This is a genomic window from Mesorhizobium sp. M1399 (genome assembly GCF_040317735.1).
GTDB lineage: Bacteria > Pseudomonadota > Alphaproteobacteria > Rhizobiales > Rhizobiaceae > Mesorhizobium.
The window spans coordinates 263,677-281,965 of sequence record NZ_JAMYKZ010000004.1 but is presented as its reverse complement, the minus strand read 5'-3'; the positions used below and the strand labels follow the sequence as shown (position 1 = coordinate 281,965).

At 62.3% G+C, this 18,289-nt stretch carries 22 protein-coding genes; 9 read left to right on the top strand and 13 right to left on the bottom strand.

Translation table 11 applies throughout. The features are described 5' to 3' along the window. Positions 1–117: 117 nt before the first annotated feature. Positions 118–945 carry a ferredoxin--NADP reductase gene (locus NKH05_RS08560; protein WP_352909676.1) on the bottom strand — a complete coding sequence of 276 codons (828 nt, stop codon included), beginning with the start codon at positions 943–945 and terminating at the stop codon, positions 118–120. A 217-nt stretch (positions 946–1,162) separates the two neighbouring features. Between NKH05_RS08560 and NKH05_RS08555 the strand changes: the two genes are divergently transcribed. Next, the gene (locus NKH05_RS08555) at positions 1,163–3,247 is read left to right on the top strand and encodes a hydantoinase/oxoprolinase family protein (protein ID WP_352515745.1); all 2,085 of its coding nucleotides are present in this window, start codon (positions 1,163–1,165) and stop codon (positions 3,245–3,247) included. Position 3,248: 1 nt separating this feature from the next. Beyond that, the gene (locus NKH05_RS08550) at positions 3,249–4,991 is read left to right on the top strand and encodes a hydantoinase B/oxoprolinase family protein (protein ID WP_352495105.1); all 1,743 of its coding nucleotides are present in this window, start codon (positions 3,249–3,251) and stop codon (positions 4,989–4,991) included. 32 nt (positions 4,992–5,023) lie between these two features. Here NKH05_RS08550 and NKH05_RS08545 read toward each other — a convergent pair whose 3' ends face one another. The 4 genes from NKH05_RS08545 to NKH05_RS08530 all read right to left on the bottom strand — a co-directional run bounded on the left by NKH05_RS08545 (position 5,024) and on the right by NKH05_RS08530 (position 8,321). Further along, complete coding sequence (locus NKH05_RS08545; protein ID WP_023720558.1) at positions 5,024–5,680, bottom strand: methionine ABC transporter permease; 657 nt, start codon at positions 5,678–5,680, stop codon at positions 5,024–5,026. After that, positions 5,661–6,725, bottom strand: coding sequence for a methionine ABC transporter ATP-binding protein (locus tag NKH05_RS08540; protein WP_156948146.1), 1,065 nt, complete (start codon positions 6,723–6,725; stop codon positions 5,661–5,663). Before NKH05_RS08540 ends, NKH05_RS08545 begins: the two co-directional genes overlap by 20 nt. 134 nt (positions 6,726–6,859) lie before the next feature. Continuing rightward, a complete protein-coding gene (locus tag NKH05_RS08535) occupies positions 6,860–7,708 on the bottom strand; it encodes a MetQ/NlpA family lipoprotein (RefSeq protein WP_352481419.1) in 849 nt (282 codons plus the stop codon). Positions 7,709–8,021: 313 nt separating this feature from the next. Beyond that, complete coding sequence (locus tag NKH05_RS08530) at positions 8,022–8,321, bottom strand: DUF1236 domain-containing protein (RefSeq protein WP_023720555.1); 300 nt, start codon at positions 8,319–8,321, stop codon at positions 8,022–8,024. A 204-nt stretch (positions 8,322–8,525) separates the two neighbouring features. Here NKH05_RS08530 and NKH05_RS08525 point away from each other — a divergent pair, with 204 nt between their 5' ends. Beyond that, entirely contained in the window at positions 8,526–9,242 is a 717-nt protein-coding gene (locus tag NKH05_RS08525) for a DUF1236 domain-containing protein (RefSeq protein WP_352481517.1), read from the top strand. 100 nt (positions 9,243–9,342) lie between these two features. Here NKH05_RS08525 and NKH05_RS08520 read toward each other — a convergent pair whose 3' ends face one another. From NKH05_RS08520 to NKH05_RS08510, 3 genes are read right to left on the bottom strand one after another with little or no spacing between them, the layout of a single operon-like run. Then, positions 9,343–9,585: a hypothetical protein gene (locus NKH05_RS08520; RefSeq protein WP_023720552.1), complete on the bottom strand. Its 243-nt coding sequence runs from the start codon at positions 9,583–9,585 to the stop codon at positions 9,343–9,345. A 31-nt stretch (positions 9,586–9,616) separates the two neighbouring features. Beyond that, entirely contained in the window at positions 9,617–9,775 is a 159-nt protein-coding gene (locus tag NKH05_RS08515; protein WP_352816788.1) for a hypothetical protein, read from the bottom strand. Between the two features lie 47 nt (positions 9,776–9,822). After that, positions 9,823–10,341, bottom strand: a complete 519-nt coding sequence (locus NKH05_RS08510; protein ID WP_353025258.1) for a DUF4142 domain-containing protein — start codon at positions 10,339–10,341, stop codon at positions 9,823–9,825. 281 nt (positions 10,342–10,622) lie between these two features. On the opposite strand from NKH05_RS08510, the gene NKH05_RS08505 reads away from it, so the two are divergent. Further along, entirely contained in the window at positions 10,623–10,853 is a 231-nt protein-coding gene (locus tag NKH05_RS08505; protein ID WP_156948137.1) for a hypothetical protein, read from the top strand. A gap of 77 nt (positions 10,854–10,930) precedes the next feature. Here the strand turns inward: NKH05_RS08505 and NKH05_RS08500 are convergent, their stop codons facing one another. After that, positions 10,931–11,242 (bottom strand): hypothetical protein, encoded by a 312-nt coding sequence (locus tag NKH05_RS08500; protein ID WP_023720549.1) that lies wholly within the window; start codon positions 11,240–11,242, stop codon positions 10,931–10,933. A 275-nt stretch (positions 11,243–11,517) separates the two neighbouring features. Between NKH05_RS08500 and NKH05_RS08495 the strand changes: the two genes are divergently transcribed. Then, a complete protein-coding gene (locus NKH05_RS08495) occupies positions 11,518–11,682 on the top strand; it encodes a DUF3309 family protein (RefSeq protein ID WP_023720548.1) in 165 nt (54 codons plus the stop codon). Between the two features lie 148 nt (positions 11,683–11,830). Here the strand turns inward: NKH05_RS08495 and NKH05_RS08490 are convergent, their stop codons facing one another. Then, positions 11,831–12,028, bottom strand: coding sequence for a hypothetical protein (locus NKH05_RS08490; RefSeq protein ID WP_023720547.1), 198 nt, complete (start codon positions 12,026–12,028; stop codon positions 11,831–11,833). A 495-nt stretch (positions 12,029–12,523) separates the two neighbouring features. Between NKH05_RS08490 and NKH05_RS08485 the strand changes: the two genes are divergently transcribed. Together NKH05_RS08485 and NKH05_RS08480 are read left to right on the top strand one after the other, a co-directional pair. Continuing rightward, a complete protein-coding gene (locus tag NKH05_RS08485) occupies positions 12,524–13,240 on the top strand; it encodes a Crp/Fnr family transcriptional regulator (protein ID WP_352548102.1) in 717 nt (238 codons plus the stop codon). 169 nt (positions 13,241–13,409) lie between these two features. After that, positions 13,410–13,937: a YciE/YciF ferroxidase family protein gene (locus tag NKH05_RS08480; protein ID WP_023720545.1), complete on the top strand. Its 528-nt coding sequence runs from the start codon at positions 13,410–13,412 to the stop codon at positions 13,935–13,937. 141 nt (positions 13,938–14,078) lie between these two features. Here NKH05_RS08480 and NKH05_RS08475 read toward each other — a convergent pair whose 3' ends face one another. Both NKH05_RS08475 and NKH05_RS08470 read right to left on the bottom strand, forming a co-directional pair. Next, a complete protein-coding gene (locus tag NKH05_RS08475; RefSeq protein ID WP_023720544.1) occupies positions 14,079–15,077 on the bottom strand; it encodes an ATP-dependent DNA ligase in 999 nt (332 codons plus the stop codon). 30 nt (positions 15,078–15,107) lie between these two features. Further along, entirely contained in the window at positions 15,108–15,275 is a 168-nt protein-coding gene (locus tag NKH05_RS08470) for a hypothetical protein (RefSeq protein WP_023720543.1), read from the bottom strand. A 225-nt stretch (positions 15,276–15,500) separates the two neighbouring features. On the opposite strand from NKH05_RS08470, the gene NKH05_RS08465 reads away from it, so the two are divergent. Both NKH05_RS08465 and NKH05_RS08460 read left to right on the top strand, forming a co-directional pair. Further along, the gene (locus NKH05_RS08465) at positions 15,501–16,205 is read left to right on the top strand and encodes an MgtC/SapB family protein (protein ID WP_031194456.1); all 705 of its coding nucleotides are present in this window, start codon (positions 15,501–15,503) and stop codon (positions 16,203–16,205) included. Between the two features lie 201 nt (positions 16,206–16,406). After that, positions 16,407–17,669, top strand: a complete 1,263-nt coding sequence (locus tag NKH05_RS08460; RefSeq protein WP_352481422.1) for a DUF763 domain-containing protein — start codon at positions 16,407–16,409, stop codon at positions 17,667–17,669. Positions 17,670–17,679: 10 nt separating this feature from the next. Here NKH05_RS08460 and NKH05_RS08455 read toward each other — a convergent pair whose 3' ends face one another. Beyond that, on the bottom strand, positions 17,680–18,123 hold the full coding sequence (locus tag NKH05_RS08455; RefSeq protein WP_352481423.1) for a PPC domain-containing DNA-binding protein: 444 nt from the start codon (positions 18,121–18,123) through the stop codon (positions 17,680–17,682). Positions 18,124–18,289 lie beyond the last annotated feature (166 nt).

Below are 18,289 nucleotides of genomic sequence, written 5' to 3'. Positions count from 1 at the left end.
CAGCGCTTCACGAGTCCTTCAGGCGGTCATAGCGGAAAAAGACAGTCAAGGCAGCCGATTTTTGACCGTCCGGTCAAAATCAGGGTCTCAAAGCAGTGGACGCTGAACTGCCGCGTCTCAGCCGACGAAGGCGCGCTCGACTACGAAGCTTGCCGGATGATGCAGCGAGCCTTCCTGGAAGTCGAGGCTTTCGGCCAGTTCCTTCACGTCTTTCAGCATATGCATCGAGCCGCAGATCATGATGCGATCGGTCTCGGGATTGAGCTTGTCGATGCCGAGATCGGTGTAGAATTTGCCCGAGCCGATCAGCGCGGTGATGCGGCCCATGCGTTCGGACGTCTCACGCGTCGTCGAATTATAGAGCGTGACGCGGCCGCCGGTCAGTTCGCCGATCAGCGGGTCGTTCTCCAGCGCGGCCACCAGTTCCTGGCCGTAGATGAGCTCGGCATTGTCGCGGCAGGTGTGGGTCAGCACGACTTCACCGAACTTATCATAGGTGTCGGGATCGCGCAGCAGGCTGGCGAAGGGCGCAATGCCGGTGCCGGTCGAGATCATGAACAGGCGCTTGGCCGGCGTCAGCGCGTCGACCACCAGCGTGCCGGTCGACTTCTGCCGCATGATGACGGTATCGCCGATCTGGATCTTCTGCAGCTCCGAGGTAAGCGGGCCGTCCGGCACCTTGATCGAGAAGAATTCCAGCTCGTCGTCCCAGGACGGGCTGGCGATCGAATAGGCGCGGAACACCGGCTTCTCGGCATTGGGCAGGCCGATCATGACGAACTCGCCGGAGCGGAAGCGCAGCGACTGCGGCCGGGTGATGCGGAACGAAAACAGCCGGTCGGTATAGTGCTTCACCGAGACGACGGTTTCGGCATAGACATTGGCCGGTATCGGAAACTGCAGCGGCCGCGCGCCGGCGGTGTTGAACGCGGATGTGGTGTTCATCAAACCTAACCTTCTGGGCCAGCTCAGCGCCCGCGCCAAATCTTCACCTGCGCGCCCGAACCGGTCAGGTTCCTGCGTGCCCTTGCACACTCCGAAGCGGTAAGCTCTTGTGTCCGGAATTTATTAGTATACAAACGATATTTGCGTCAAGACGCCGCCGTAAAACAGCTTTCCAAACTGAGGCATGTAAGCAGTTCGGGCATTTCGGGTTTCGACAATGGAACAGAATTTTTCGGCGCAAGCTCTGGATTCGAGGGGCAGCGTCGTCGCCGGTATCGATGTCGGTGGCACCTTTACCGATCTGCTTCTGATCGACGGCCGTGATGGTGGCCGGGTGCATATCGCCAAGACCCCGACCACGGTCGACAACCAGGCTTTCGGCGTCGTTGCAGCTCTTGGTGCCACCGGCTTTCGCGTGGACGGCATCGACCTCATCGTGCACGGCACGACGACCACAACCAACGCGGTGCTGGAGCGCCGGCTGGCCAAAACCGGCATGATCACCACGCGCGGCTTTCGTGACGTCATCGAGCTTGGCCGGCGGACACGGCCGCAAGCCTATGGCATGACAGGCACCTTTGTGCCGATCATTCCGCGCAATCTGCGGCTCGAAGTGTCGGAGCGGGTCGAGGCCTCGGGCGCGGTGCGCATACCGCTCGACGAGGCCGAGATGCGGGCAGCGATTTCACAACTGATCGAAGCCGGCTGCGAATCGCTCGTCATCCATTTCCTGCATTCCTACGCCAACCCGGCGCATGAGCGGCGCGCGGCCGAGATCGGCGCCGAGCTTTGGCCGAACGGCTACATCACGACAGGCCATGCGCTGCTTTCGGAAGCGCGCGAATTCGAGCGCGGGGTGACCGCTTCGGTCAACGCCTCGGTGCAACCGATCCTCGAACGCTACGTCGAACGGCTGCGCAAGGAGCTGGCGTCAAAAGGCTACGCCCGCGACTTCCTGATCATGAACGGCAATGGCGGCATGATCTCGGCCCGCTTTGTCACACGTGAATCGGCCAAGACCGTTATGTCCGGCCCCGCCTCCGGCGTCATTGCCGCGGCCTATACCGGCAAGCGCGCCGGCTTCGAAAACCTGGTCACCTACGACATGGGCGGCACCTCGACCGACGTGGCGCTGATCCGCAATGCCGAACCGGCGGTGTCGAACGAGATCGAGATCGAATATGCGATGCCGATCCATGTGCCGATGGTGGCGGTGCATACAGTCGGCGCCGGCGGCGGCTCGATCGCCCGCGTCGATGCAGCCGGCCTGATCCAGATCGGCCCGGAAAGCGCCGGCGCCAATCCCGGGCCGATCTGCTACGGCCGCGGCGGCTTGGAGCCGACCATCACCGACGCCAATCTGGTGCTCGGCCGGCTGGCGCCGAAAAAGCTGCTGGCGGTGGAAAACCCGGTCACCGTCGAACATGTCACGGGCATATTCGAGGACAGGATCGGGCGACCTACCGGCCTGTCCGGCGTCGAGGCGGCGGGTGCGGTGCTGCGGCTGGGCAACATGAAGATGGCGGGCGCCATCCGCATGGTCTCGGTGTCGCGCGGTCACGACCCGCGCGATTTCGCGCTGTTCGCCTTCGGCGGCGCCGGGCCGCTGCATGCGACCGCCCTGGCGCGCGAGCTCGGCCTGCCGCGGGTGCTGGTGCCGGCGCGGCCGGGCATTACCAATGCGCTCGGCTGCGTCGTCGCCGATCTGCGCCATGACTTCGTCAACACGGTCAACCAGCCGGTGGCGGGGCTCGATGAAGCCCAGCTCCAAGCTATATTGGAACGGCACCGAAACGAAGGCGCAGAGTTGATCGGCAAGGAAGCGGTGAAGCCGGAGACGATCCGCGTCACGCATTCCGCCGACATGCAGTTCGTCGGCCAGACGCATATTATTAACGTGCCGCTGCCGTCGTTTGCGGTGACGCGCGAGGTCCTGCAGCAACTGTTCGAGAAGGCCTATTTCGCCCGCTTCAAGGTCGAGCTGCCGGAAATCCGCGCCAATCTGGTCAATCTCAACACCTCGGTGACCGGCGTGCGGCCGGCGATCGATCTGTCGCGGCTGATCGATCCGGCTGGCCGCGCCAAAACGCTCGAAGAGGCGCGGCGCGAGATCCGGCCGGTCTGGTATGGCGGGTGCTGGTACGACACGCCGGTCTACAGTAGGGAAAAGTTGCCGCTCGACGCCATCATCGAAGGCCCGGCGATCCTCGAACAGATGGATGCCACAACCGTGCTCGAGCCCGGCGACCGGGCGCGCTCGGATGCCGACGGCAACATCATCATCGACATTGGTGAGGCCTGAGATGCAAAAGCTCGACGCCATCACCCTTTCGGTCCTCCAGGCGGCGCTGCAGCAGGTCTGTGACGAGATGGACCTGACGTTTTCGCGCGCCGCTTTCTCGCCCGTCATCGCCGAGGCCAATGACCGCTCCGACGGCATCTATTCGGCAGTCGATGGTTCGCTGATCGCGCAAGGCAGCCAGGGCCTGCCGGTGTTCGTCGGCGTCATGCAGTATTCGACCAAAACGGTGATCGAGATGATCGCCGACGGACGCTGCCTGCCGCCCGAGCCGGGCGATATCTACATCGTCAACGATCCTTATCTCGGCGGCACCCATCTGATGGATGTGCGCTTCGCCATGCCGGTCTATCGCGACGGCAAGATATTCTGCTGGCTGTCGAACACCGGCCATTGGCCCGACATTGGCGGTTCGGTGCCGGGCGGCTTCTCCGCCTCGGCGACTGCGGTGGAGCAGGAAGGCTTGCGGCTGCCGCCGGTGAAATTGTTCAAGAAGGGCGTGCTCGACCCTGAGATCTACGCCATCATCTGCTCGAACATCAGGGTTGCCGACCAGCGCATCGGCGACATCCGCGCGCAAGCGGCAGCACTGCTGATCGGCCAGGACCGGCTCAACGGCATTTTGGATCGTTACGGAGACGAAACAGTCGTCGAAGCAATCGCCGAATTGCGCCGCCGGGCCGCTGAACAGATGCGTGCCAACATCGCGGCAATTCCCGATGGCATCTACCGGTCGCAGGCCTTCGTCGATTCCGATGGGGTGGTGAACGAGCCGCTGACCATTGCGCTTGCCGTCGAGAAAAAAGGCGACACGCTCCGCTTCGACTTCTCAGGCTCGTCAAAACCCTGCGCCGGGCCGATGAACAGCGTGCTGGCGACGACCTTGTCCTCGGTCTACCTCGCCATGCGCCACATTTTCCCCGACGTGCCGATCAGCGCCGGCGCCTTCGAGCCGCTCATCGTCAAGCGGCCAGAAGGCACCTTCCTCGATGCCAAATATCCGCGGCCGGTATCGGGCTGCGCGGCCGAGGTTTCGCAGCGCATCGCCGAGGCGGTGTTCGCGGCCATGGTGCAGGCGCTGCCGGACAGGGTGACTGCGGCTCCCGCCGGCTCCAGCGGCAATTTCGCGCTCGGCGGCAACGATCCGCTCCGTGGCCGCGACTACGTCATGTACCAGATATCCGGCGGCGGCTATGGCGGCAATGCCGATCATGATGGCCTGACCAATGGCTGCTCGACCATCGGCATTTCCAAATCGCCGCCGGTCGAGATCATGGAACAGGCTTTCCCTGTGCTCTATCGCCACTATGCCTTGCGCGAAGGCTCGGGTGGCGCCGGCAAGCATCGCGGCGGTTTTGGCCTCGCCTATGAGGTCGAGATCCTGCGTGGCGACGCCCGCGCCTCCTTCGTCATGGACCATGGCCGTTTCGGCCCGCAAGGCGCGCTCGGCGGCAAGGACGGCGCGGTCAACACGGTGACCGTGTTCCGCGACGGTGAGGCCCATGTGCCGCCGCACCTCTCCAAGGAACAGGACATCGCGCTGAAGGCCGGCGACCGCGTGCGAGTTGGCACGCCGGGCGGCGGCGGCTACGGCAATCCCTGGCAGCGTGATCCGGAATTGGTCGCTCGGGATATCGCCCTAGGCTATTACACACCCGCAGAAGCCGGCGAAAAGTTCGGCGTCGCGCTGTCGGCGAACGGGTTGGCGATTGACCGGGCAGCGACCGAAAAGAAGCGCGCCGGCTGACGATGCTGGCCAGCATCTCCGCTGTGCCACGCTCAGTTCCGATGATCCAGCCTCGCGACCAGCCGGTCGCCGGCCCACTGGATGCCGCAGACCAGGACGATCAGGACGATGACCACGGCGATCATGACTGACGTTTCGAAGCGCTGGTAACCGTATCGGATGGCGAGGTCGCCCAGCCCGCCGGCGCCGATGGCGCCGGCCATGGCCGAGGCGCCGATAAGCGTCACCAGCGTCACCGTGAAGCCGGCGACGATGCCGGGCAGCGCTTCCGGCACCAGCACCTCGCGGATGATCGTCCAGCGGTTGCCGCCCATGGCGCGCGCCGCTTCGATCAGCCCGTGGTCGACCTCGCGCAGCGACACTTCGGCGATCCGGGCATAGTAGGGCGTGGCCGCGATCGACAGCGGCACGATGGCGGCCCATGTGCCGATCGAGGTGCCGACGATCAGCCGCGTCACCGGGATCAGCGCAACCAGCAGGATGATGAAAGGCACCGAGCGGAAACCGTTGATGACCGCGCCGAGCGCACGGTTCACCCACAGGTTTTCGGCGATGCCGCCGCGGTCGGTGGCGACCAGCGCCAGGCCGAGCGGCAGCCCGAAAACCAGCGAGATGAGGCCGGAGGCGGCCGTCATCAGGATCGTTTCCCAGATGGATCGAAGCAGGAGTTCAAACAGAATTGGCGACATGGCCAAGCACCTCCACCCGCGCATTGCGGGCTTTCAAGAACGCGATCACCTGTGCCAGGTGAGCTTCATTGCTACCGGCGACCGCGACGAACAGCGTCCCGACAGGCTGCTGCTGGACGTGATCGATGCCTCCATGAACGAGGCGGAACGAGCCGGGAACTGCCGAGGCAAGATCGGACAAAAGCGGGCTTCGCGCGGCCTCACCCGCCACGTCGATCCTGAGGATCGCCTCCACGCCGGCGTTCTGCGTTAGCCGGCTTGCGATCTCCGCCGGCAATTGCGGCCTGATGCCGCCGAGCAGGCTTTGTGTGATCGCCGACTTCGGATCGGCAAACACCGACCACACCGGCCCTTGCTCGACGATTCGTCCGGCGTCGATCACCGCGACCCGGTCGGCGATCGAACGGATCACCTCCATCTCATGGGTGATGAGCAGGATGGTCAGGCCGAGCTGCCGGTTGATGTCTCTGAGCAAGGCAAGGATGGAGCGCGTCGTCTCCGGGTCCAACGCCGAGGTCGCTTCGTCCGACAGCAGCAGCGCTGGGCGCGCCGCAAGCGCCCGGGCAATGCCGACGCGCTGTTTCTGTCCGCCCGACAGCGACGCCGGATAGGCTTTCGCCTTCTCCGACAGGCCGACGAGCTCGAGCAGCTCGGCAGCGCGCGCCAGGCGTTCGGCCCTGGGCCGGCCTTCGATCTTGAGCGGCAGCGCTACATTGTCTTCGACCGTCTTGGCGGACAGCAGGTTGAAATGCTGGAAAATCATGCCGATACGCCGGCGCAGCGGCTGCAATTCGCGCTCGCCGAGCCGGCTGATGTCGCGGCCTTCGATGAAGACCTGTCCTGTATCCGGCCGCTCCAGGCCGTTTAGGCAGCGTATCAGCGTCGACTTGCCGGCGCCGCTCCGGCCGATGATTCCGAGGATCTCGCCCTGGCGCACGCTGAGCGATACGCCGTCCAGCGCCGCTGTTGCGCCGAAGCGGCGCTTCAGCTCGATGAGGCGTACGACATCGTGCGGTCCCGCGGAACGGCTGCCGACGGGATGCATGACTTCGGTGACCGGGGCGAAATGCTGGTTCATGAAAGTTCCTGTATTGGTGTCCCGCAAAACGCGATCGCGGTCCGCGTTGGAGCGCGGACCGCTTTATCATGCCGGGCTTCAGCGCCAAGTCGAGCTCGGTATCAATAGGCGCTGATGCCGGTTCCCTTGTAGACCCGGTCGAATTCGGCCTTCACCTTTTCGTTCTGGTAGGAGGCGACCAATGTCTTTACCCAGGGCTGGTTTTCATTGCCGGCCTTGACCGCGATGAAGTTGCGGTAGGGATTGTCGGCCACCGCCTCCTGGGCGATGCGGTTCTCCGGTGTGAGGCCGCTTTTAAGCGCCCAATCCGTGTTGACCACGGCCCCGTCGAGATCTTCCACCGAGCGCCCGACAATGCCAGCGTCGAGCTCCTTGACGACCAATTTCTTCGGGTTTTCGGCAATGTCGGTCGTCGTAGCCAGAATGCCGGTTCCTTCCCTGAGCTTGATCAGACCTTCGCTCTGCAGGACACGCAGCGCGCGCCCTTCATTGGACGGATCGTTCGGCACGCCGACGACGGCGCCTTCGGGCAAGTCGCCAATCTTCGCGTACTTCTTGGAATAGAGGCCGATCGGCCAGACCCCGGTATAGCCGACCGGGACGATGTGATAGCCCTGCGTCTTGATCTGGTTGTCGAGATAAGGCTTGTGCTGGAAGGCGTTGGCGTCGATTTCGCCACGCTCGAGTGCTTCATTCGGCTGGGTGTAGTCATTGAACACCACGGTCTCGATCGTCAGCCCCCTCTCCGCCGCCTGGGCGGTCACGACCCGCCACACATCCTCGTCCTCGCCGCTCATGATGCCGACCTTGACCGCCGTCTTGTCTTCGGCGAACGACGGCGCAGCAAGGCCGACAATCGCAACCGCCGACGCGAAAAGTACAGCCAGACCGGCGCGCCGGTTTATAGTTGCTGAGAAGAATGGAAGCAAAGTGTTGATAGTCCCAGGCATGGTCAATCCCATCGGTTTTGAAATCATTGCGGCCAAGCGGAATGCGAAGCCTTGCGGGCATCATCGGAAATGCTGATCGCCAGATCAAAGAACGGTATTTCCCGCCAAATGAGGAGCCTGGAATATTCTGTCAAAGTTTCTGGCCTAGCGAGCACAGGACGCTGCCGCCTAGCGCGCTGACTCCGCTATGAGGCCCGCCGTGCGTCGGAACGGCGGGCCTTTCTGCGTCCGAATGCCCAGGCACAGGCACCAGTTTGGGATGTCGACAATGCAGGACGCGCCGCATGTCCCTTCAAAAAACGACGCGCATTGCTCACTGGATGACCTTCACGATCCTGCGTGTGCCCGGATCGACCAGGACGGTCTGGTTGTCGACGACGACATAGCGGTATTTGACGTCGGGAACCTCATGAAGCTCGACGGTATCGGGCACGGTCGAGCCGACATTGAGCTCCACGCCGGGAAGCTGGACGGACGCCAGAGGCTGCTTTTTCACATACTCGCGTACGATCGTCTCCTGCTGCGGTTCGATGACCACGTCCTGAGCGGCAGCGGCGCCAATACCCGCAAGCAGCAAGAACCCAGCCGCGGCTGCCGAAAGATGCATGCTCATGATTGTCTCCTTTCGTGGTGGGCCACCTCTGCGCTGCGCCGCGTCATGCTGTTCGCAGCGGGGTCGCTATAGGCGGGTAACGTCATCAGGTGGAGCTTGTTCCGCCGCTCGGATCGCTTGCCGTTTCGCTCCATTGGTTTGGAACAAAATTTTTTAGCCGCAGTTTTACGCGGTGAAGGGACGCATTTTCCAAGGAGATCTCTCATGAAAGGCGTTCTGATCACCAGCTTGCTAGCAATCAGCGTCAGCTGCGGAGCTGCACTTGCCCAGACGCAGCAGTCGACCGACGACCAGTCCGGCGCCAATTGCGCAGCCGGCGCTGCCAATTGCCAGAATGGCGCCAAGATGGACGAGCAGGCTCAGGGCAAGGCCGGCGCTGCGACTGATCAACAGGCGCAGGGCAAACCGAAGCTGAAGACCGACGAGCAAGCCCAAGGCAAGGCCGGCGCCACGACCGACCAGCAGGCCACGGGCAACACCAAGATGAAGACCGAGGAACAGGCCCAAGGCAAAACCGGAACCACCACTACCGAGCAGGCCCAAGGCAACACGAAAATGAAGACCGAGGAGCAGGCTCAGGGCAAGACTGGGACCACGACCACCGAGCAGACTCAGGGCAATGCTTCTACGCAGACGCAGGACCAGAGTTCGACCGCTTCCATCAGCAATGTGACCGTTGAACAGAAAACCCAGATCACTCAGGTCATCAAGGAGACCAACGTCCAACCCGTTTCCAGCGTCGATTTCGACATCTCTGTCGGCATCGAGGTTCCGCGGAAGAAGGTCCGGCTGCATCGTCTGCCGGCGCGCATCGTCAAGATCGTTCCGGCTTACGAAGGCTATGAGTATTTCGTGCTCGCCGATGGTCGGATCGTCATCGTCGACCCGAATACCTACAAGATCGTGATTATCCTGACCTAGTCGCGGCCAGACGGTTTGATTGAACCAAAGCGTCCGTCGCGCAGGTCGCGTGGCGGCCCTTTCCGCATCTCCTCGCTCCGCGTCTGCTGCAAATCGCAGATCACGGTCCGTCCTCGGGGCGAGGAGTGAGCACGGTGTGATCGATGGTGTCGGGCAGGCATGGACTGGGCACGCAGCTTGTTCGGACTGACGCGGTGGTCATGCCCTCGATATCCGTAACTAGCACCATTCTCGCGTAGTGCCGCGGCCACAGCGGCTCTCCAAACAGGACGAAGACGCCGCCAATCATCAAGGCCAGCAACATGAGTGCCGTAACATTTGCAAATATCTCGCCGTAGCGCATGAAGGCAGCCTGTCCCGTTCGGAAAGCGATTTCAGCCTGTGACAGCGGCGACCAGGATGGCGCCGAAACCCAGCGCTAATGCCCTTGGCGCCTCGCGAATGCCGCCTTCCATTGGATACTCCCCGGAATAAGCCAGGTGAATAACGGCACTCTCGGTGCTTTGTTCCGGGCCGGACGACAGCCGCTTCATTCATGCCGGGGCGTTTCCGTTGGCAAGACCGCAGGCGGTCTTCGCCCTCATTGATGCGCAGCAGCGAGATCCTTCACGTGACGTTCGTGCATTTGCAGCACCGGCAGCGTCTTCTTGGCAAACTCCTTCATCGCCGGATCGTCGCCGGAATTTGAGTAAGCGGAAAACAGCGCCACCGCTTCCTTATGCGCCTGGGTCTGCATGTCGATATATTTCGATTGGAAGCTGTCCCCGCTGGCCTCCTTGAGTTGGTCGAGCAACGCCTGGTGCTTGGTGTCCAGCGGCGGGCCGGCCGGCGTGGTGGCCGAAGTTGTCTGACCTTTGCTGAGCGCCGCCTTGAAGTCCTCGCCAGCCTTGGTGTGGTCCGTGACCATTTGCGCCGCGAAGGCCTTCACATCGTCGGCCGTCGCCTGCTTCTGTGCAAGTCGGCTCGACTCGATTTCAAATGTATTGGCGATGGGCACCGTCTTCACGAACGTCGCCGTGTCAACCTTGCTCATGGTGTCGGTCGTCAGAGGTGTCAGCGTCCCCGATTGGGCAAAAGCAGCCAAAGGCGCGCCGGCCATCAGCGCTGCCGCAGTGATGGATAGAAGTGTTTTCATGGAAGTTCTCCGAGGCTGATGTCATCCCTCCGATGGCTCAACGCGGAAGCTGCGGCGAGGTTGCCTGGTCGCGGCGGCCAGAGCCGCTGCGACGCCAAACAATGGTTTGGAAAGGCAAAACAAAGGACGCCGGCCGCGTCGCGCAAAGTGCAACGCAAGCCGCGAGATCGTACGGAATCGTACAAGCTCTTTCGCTTTGCCGCAGTCTTGCTATCGTTGGCTGGGAGAGATGGGTGGAGGCTTCCGTGGGGCAGATCAGGTCGCCGCTAGGAATCGGTATTGATACCGACGCTGCCGTTCACACCATCATGGCCGACTACCATTCCGGCGACATTCTCTCGACCACCGTCGTCATAGCCGATTTGCGCAGACGCTTTCCTTGGTGCCGGCAAACCGACGAGGAGCTGGTTGGCTTCATCGTTCGGGCGCTGGACGGTCGGGAGATCGCCGTCAGCTTCGACCACCGCGGCCGTTAGGCGGCTGATTCATGGCAAACTGACGAGGCTGCGGAGCGCACGCTCCGCAGCCTCGTCAGGCTATGATCACAGGGCGTTTACTTGCCGCAGTGGTTATCGTTCACCGTCGGCGCCATCGTTCCCGGAGCCTTGCCGGTCGCATCGGGCAGAGCCCCCTGCGGGCCCGGCGGGCAATTCCGGTCGGCATTCGAATTCGTCGTTGAGAAATCGCGAATGCTGTTGGTGATGGTCGAATCCGTGCCGGTGTCAGGGCCGCCATTATCCGGGACTACGACCGTCCGCCCGCTGCCGTCGGCAGCGGCTCCGGAGGGGTCGCCGACGTTCTGGGCCATCGCTGACGTGGCCAGACCGATCGTAAGCGCCGAAGCTGCGAGAATTTTCGTGAGCATGATGCTTCTCCTTTTTACGAGGGTCGTCGCGTTGCGACTACGAAAACAACCGTTCGGGCGGGCGAAGGTTCCGACAAATTTCCTATGAATTCAGCATGTTCTCAGGTGTTCAAGGTGGCCGGCGCGCCATTGCACAGCCCGGCGTTTTCCTCGCTACATGAGCGTGCGCCTTGCTGTCCCGCCGGAACAGGAATGCTCCTTGCGAGTTCATACCTTTGTACAATGCGAACGCGCTGATGCGAATGGCGGCAGCGCAAACAAGGAGAGCAGACATCATGGGCCTTGGAACCATTCTCATCATCATCTTGGTCCTTGCCTTGCTTGGCGGCTTCAGCGGCTTGGGCGGCGGACCGTTCTACGGCACCGGCTATTACGGTGGCGGTGGCCTCGGCCTGGTGCTGCTCATCGTCATCATCTTGGTCGTGCTTGGGCGCATTTAGCGTCACGCTCACGACAAAACGCCTGCCGCCGGGTAATAAGCGGCGGGCGTTTTGTCGTGAATAGACGAAAAGTCTCTAGGACTCTGGCTAAAAAGGCCGACCTGGCGTCGGACCCTTCGACACCGAGGACCCCGCCATAGCAGCAGCTTTAGTGTTGGCGATCGGCGGCCAGTGCTTCCTTTAGATCGGCGCTTAGCACGCCCTCGTTGAACAGCGACATGATACGGGCGGCCAACCGCTCGCGGACCGGACTGTCGTCCGCAACACCCAACTCGCGGCAGCAGTCGTCGAGCGCTTTTCTCAGCACGCTCAGTTCGGCTGGAGTTGCTGCACCATGCATCGACATGCCATCCTCCCTGAAAAGGGCGAAAGCGCGAAGCGTCTTTCAAGCATCCACTCGCCATGCCTGTGTGGATGACTCAAATTCAATTAGCGCCGCTTGCCTCCAAACTCAATGTACGGAAATTACCGAGCGGACAGATCGGGAACGACTGCCTTTCACCTGCATTATTGTAGTGATCCAAGCCACCCTCATTTGGATCACTGGGCGTAGCCCACGACGCCCGAATGGAGCCCGTTGCATCCCTCGCGACGGGCTCTTTCGCGCCCGACATTTTTGATTTATCGATTTCGTACCAAGCACCTTTGGTACGTTTTCAACTCTAACTTTCAGTCAGATGTTTTCGTAGGCAAGCGGCAGGAGAAACTGCCGTGCATCGAATTCATTTATTTAGTAGGCTCCATACCTTTCAGCGCTTATATAAGCCGTATCGTCAGCAGGTTATACCGGGCGCGGACGGCTGGGAGATCAAAAAGCTCTTGCCCTGTTTTGGGCCCAGCTATGTCCAATCAAAATCTATTCAAAAACAAGCTGTTGCGCCGGATGAGCGCCGGCGATTTTGCATTTCTCGAGCCGCACATCGAGCGCTGTTCGCTGGAGTTGCGGCAATCGCTCGAAGTATCCGGATCACCGATCGAGGCCATCTATTTCGTCGAGGACGGCATTGGTTCAGTGGTTGCGAAAATGCCGAATGGCAGCGATGCGGAAGTTGGCCTCATTGGCTTGGAAGGTATGACCGGCTCGGCCTTGGTGATGGGCGACGACCGCATGGTCCATGATTGCTATGTGCAACTGGCGGGAGAAGCCGCCAGGATAGATGCCGAGCCATTCAAGGCAGCGCTGACGCAAAGCCCGACATTGCGGCTGTTTTTGTTGCGCTACGTGCAGTGTCTGCATATCCAGACCGGCTACACCGCGCTGGTCAACGCGCGATCGAAGCTTGAAGACCGGCTGGCGCGCTGGCTGCTCATGTGTGACGATCGGGTGGCCGGCGACCGGCTGACGATCACCCACGAATTCCTGTCGATCATGCTCGGCGTAAGACGTCCGGGCGTCACGGTCGCGCTCCAGCTGCTTGAGGGCCGAGGGCTCATCCGGTCCCGCCGCGGCGAAATCATTATCCGCGACCGCGATGGTCTCGTTTCGCTAGCGGATGGCGGCTACGGCCTGGCCGAGGCCGAATATATCCGCCTGGTCGGACATACCGGCGAGCGCTGAGTGCTTTTCTCGCCTGTTGCTACCGCAGGTCGAGGCCCCTTGCGATACGACACAAGTGCCGTCGGAAAAATTTTCAAAGCTCCTGAACCGTCAGGGAACTTGTTTCCCATCGGAGGGTTATCGGACGCCTCTACTTTGCGAGGCTGCCACCAACTCCCGGGAGACGACCATGCCGACTACGAAAAAGGCCGCGAAGGCGGCAAGCAAGGGCCTCGAGGACCTGTTCCTCGACGGGCTCAAAGACCTCTACTACGCCGAGAAGAAGATACTGAAAGCGTTGCCCAAAATGGCCAAGGGCGCGGAGTCGGAAGAAGTGACTGCCGCCTTCGAGAAACACCACATGGAAACCGAAGGACATGTCGATCGCCTGGAGGAGGTGTTCGAGAAATTCGGCAAGCCGGCCCGCGGCAAGACCTGTCCAGCGATTGACGGCATCATCGAAGAGGGCTCGGAAGTGCTCGAGGAGTATAACGGTGCTCCTGCGCTCGACGCCGGGCTTGTCGGCGCGGCGCAGGCCGTCGAGCATTACGAGATCGCTCGTTACGGCACTTTGATCGCATGGGCGGAAGAACTCGGCAAGAGCGACGTTGTCGAACTGCTCAGGGCAACACTCAAGGAAGAGGTCGCGACCGACGAAGCGCTTTCCAAGCTCGGCGAAAGCGGTGTCAACGAACGCGCAATGCAAGAAGCCGCTTGATTTTCAGACTGCATCCCGAGCCTCGGCAATGGATTGCCGAGGCTCGGCTAGTGCGGCGAACCAGTGAATTCTGCATCGGTTCCGTCGTAGGCGGCAGAACGGAACACCAAGAGCGCCTTGAAGCGTTGCCTCCGGCGGGACTTACTCCATCTGCTCGAACGTACATTGCCGGGGCTCCTTGTCCGGCCGCCAGCGCAACAGCTTGGTTCCGTGCCGGAACCGGTCGCCTGTCACATGGTCGAAACGAACCTCGACCACCAGTTCAGGCTTTATCGGTTCCCATTGTGCGCTGCGCTCCGTGCTCCAGCGGCTTGGCCCGCCCGGCGCCTCGCCGGTGAAACCCGGTTTGGCCCGCAGTTTTTCCAGCCGTCTGGTCAGCGCCGCCCTGTCGTCCTTGCCGATGGTCGAGGTGAATCCGACATGGTCCAACCTGCCTTCGTTATTGTAGAGGCCAAGCAGCAGGGATCCGACTTCGTTGCTGCCGGCGAGATAGCGAAAGCCGCCGACCACGCAATCCGCAGTGCGCAGCCGCTTGACCTTGACCATGGCGCGCTCGCCGGGCTGGTATGGCTCGGCGATCAGTTTTGCAACAACACCGTCGGTCGAGCCATGGCCGGCGCCTTGCAGCCAGCGCTCGGCGGTAGCGGCATCGTGCGTGCATTTGGACAGGCGCAGTTCGCGCCGTCCCGCCGACGCGACAAAGGCCTCGATCGCCCGTCTCCTGTCGGTGAGGGGTTGTTCGATGATAATCTTGCCGCCGGGTTCGGCCAGCATATCGAACAGGACCAGCATGGCAGGCGTCTCCAGGCTCAACTTGCGGATCCTGCTTTCGGCTGGATGAAGGCGCATTTGCAGGGCCTCGAACGAGGACGATCCGTCGACCTCGATGACGATCTCGCCGTCGGCAACAAACCGTCGCGACCTCACATCGCGCAGCACCGCGATCAGTTCGGGAAAATAGCGGCCAAGCGGCTTGCCCGATTTTGCACGCAGATCGACGGCATCGTCACCCTTGAACACGAGGCACCGAAACCCGTCCCATTTCGGTTCGTACTGCCAAAGCCCGTCGCCGCCAGGAATTGCGTCGGCGGCTTTGGCTTCCATCGGACGAAGGTCGAGCGGCAACGGAAATGCGGTCATGGCTGGTCCGCGCCGCCGCTGAGGCATTCGCTACCGCCGTCGGCCATTCCCCTGGGCCCTGCTTTGCCGCCTCGCCACCTTGCGGCCGGTCTGGTCGGGCGCAGGCGACAGCGGATCGACTTCGTCGGACCCGCCGATCTCCTTGGTAATGCGATAGGCCAGATAAGCGACGGCTCCGGCAACCAGCAAGCGGACCATGTTTGAAAATCCTTCGTTGGCGTGAACCCACCAACCCCGGGCCGAAGGTTTTGTTCCGTCGCTGCCCACAGCCGAGGTGAATCGTCGGCTGCGCAACCAAAACCTAAGCGCATCGTTTGTTGCTTATCGACGAAAAGAATTTGCGATGAAGACGCTGTTACCCTTGTTCGCTTTGACCCTGGCGCCAATCCAGGCCAGCAGCGCTTGGCCTGACGGGTGACCGCGATGCTCCTCGTTGTTCCGGTTTGGCAAGACATCGCGGCACGGCTGCTTCTGACCGCGCTCGCAGGCCTTTTGATAGGCCTCAACAGGGAGGCGCGCGGGCACGCGGCGGGGCTACGCACCACCGTGCTGGTGGGATTGGCCGCCGCCATCACAATGATCCAGGCCAGTATTCTGCTGGAGACCGTTGGCAAGCACCCGGATTCGTTTGCATCGATGGACGTCCTGCGCTTTCCGCTGGGCGTGTTGACCGGCGTCGGCTTTATCGGCGGTGGCGCCATTCTTCGCCGCGGCAATCTTGTCAGCGGGGTCACCACAGCGGCCACGTTGTGGGTGATGACGGCGATCGGATTGGCTTTCGGTGGTGGCCAATACGGCTTGGGCGCGGCCGGCACGGCGCTGACGCTGGCCACTTTGCTGGTCCTGAAATGGGTGGACCTTCGAATGTCGCGCGAACACCATGCCCAGTTGGCACTGACGTGGAAGGCCGCGGCTCGACAGGAGCTCGATGCGCTCATCGGGCCGCTTGGCTACCAGGCACGCCTCGTCGCAATAGAGAGGCGCCCAGATCTCAAGGACCCTGTGTTCTCGTTCGAGATCAGTTGGAGGCGGCCCGACACAGGCGCACCGCCAATGGATCTGCTGGCATCGGTGGGCGAGCATTGCGAGATCCAGAAGTTTGATCTCCTCAGCGAGCCTGCCCGGTAGAGCGGTTCATCGTTTCACGGAAACGCCGAACCGCTCTATCGCTTTGTTTCTGCGCAATTCCGGACGGAAAACCGTTTCACACTTTTCCTGGAACAGCTCTAGCGGCTCGCAACGATCGCGGCCTGAATCAGGCCATCGCTTCTTCGCGGCACTTTCGATACCTATCTGTCGAGGCAGGACTCAAGGAGCAAGCAAAAGAGCGTGGCACAGCGATCGGGAAGTGCTGACCTTCCACTTCACGGCGGGCGCGTGCCGAAATGGCTCGGCGACCGCATGACGCGGCTTGGCGCGGTCATGTGCGAGGCGATCATCCACCATTACGGCCGCGATGAATTGCTGCGCCGGCTGGCGCATCCGTTCTGGTTCCAGTCTTTTGGCGCCGTGATGGGGATGGACTGGCACTCCTCCGGCATCACCACCAGCGTCGTCGGTGCCTTGAAGCGCGGCCTGTCGCCGCTTTCCAGCGAGCTCGGCATTCACGTTTGCGGCGGCCGCGGCGCGCATTCGCGCAAGACCCCGCACGAGCTTGCCCTGATCGGCGAGCGTGTCGGCCTCGACGGGCAGGGCCTGGCGACTGCCAGCCGGCTTGTCGCCAAGGTGGACAGCGCCGCGGTCCAGGACGGTTTCGATCTCTATCTGCACGGCTTCATCGTCACCGATGACGGCAAGTGGGTGGTGGTGCAGCAAGGCATGAACGGCGACAGCAAGGTGGCGCGCCGCTATCACTGGCTGTCGGAGGGCCTGAAGAGCTTTGTCGACCAGCCGCATGCCGCCATCGAAGGCGCCAACCAGGGCGAGATCGTCAACCTGACCGACCGCCGCGCCGAAGCGTCGCGCCAGGGACAACTGGACCTTCTGCACGATCTTGGACCGGATCGCATCGTGAGGGAGCTTGCCGCTTTGGAGCGGGGTTCGGCGCCAGTGCCGGAGCCGGCACAGAAGCTGCTGCCGCATCTGGTGATGCCGGCGCACCACGATGTACGCGAAAGCGATGTCGTCATGCGCCGCCTGCACGGCAACATCGCGGCGGCGGCCGAGCGCGGCCCGGCGGATTTCGCCGGCCTTCTCCTGGTGCCCAATGTCGGCGCGCGCACGGTGCGGGCGCTGGCGCTGGTCGCCGAAGTCGTGCATGGCGCGCCATGCCGTTTTTCCGATCCAGGACGTTTCTCGCTGGCGCATGGCGGCAAGGACAGGCATCCGTTCCCTGTGCCGTTGAAGGTCTATGACGAGACGATCGGCGTGCTGAAGTCGGCTGTCCAGAAGGCCAGGCTCGGCCGTGAGGAAGAGGTCGGCGCCTTGCGGCGGCTGGACGACCAGTCGCGGCAAGTCGAGCGCTATGCCACCGGGCCGAGCCTGAAGGAAATCGTCGCCGGGGAGTTCGAGCAATCGCATCTGCTCGGCGGCCGCAGCGTCTTCGGTTGGGAAGTCGCCCCCGAAACGACCGCAGTTAAATCAACGAAGTGATCGGCTCGGATCAAGCCTCCAGGTCGATCAACGCGACACCGAGCTCGGGACGGTGCCTGCGGCGCAGATGTCCAGGCGTTTCCACCAGCGTGACCTCGAGCGTCGGGCGAACGATGGCGTCCAGCAGATGGCCGCCCCTTGTGCTGCCGTCGCTCAATCCGAGCACGGCATGGACGTGCAGGCTGGGCTTGCCGTCGTCGCCGATGGCAACATCGCCAATCGCGCTCAGCACCTCGCACTGTTCCCGGATGGGAATTTTCCGGTAGGTCCTTTCCCTAGGGTCGAACCAGCCGACAGTTGCCCTTTCGAAAGCGCCGAGCGCGCTCAGCGACGCGCTGCCAACGCCGTGGTCGGCCGCAAACGAGGTCAGCTGCGCAAACGCCTCTTCGCCGGGATCAAGCACAACGACGAACGTTCTTTGGCCGGCGCTTTCGGCAACAATCTGTGACTTCATGATCTCGCTCCAGACGCCATTTCGGTTCTGTCCGATCGGGGTTGAACGGCAAGCCGGCTCGAGAGTTCCCCGGCACGGTTCGGATGAACATAGGATCACAGCCACGTGAGGCGGAGGAACCTTGCCTTGCGTGACTGGTTCGGCCGGCTTGAGACCCAGCCAGCCG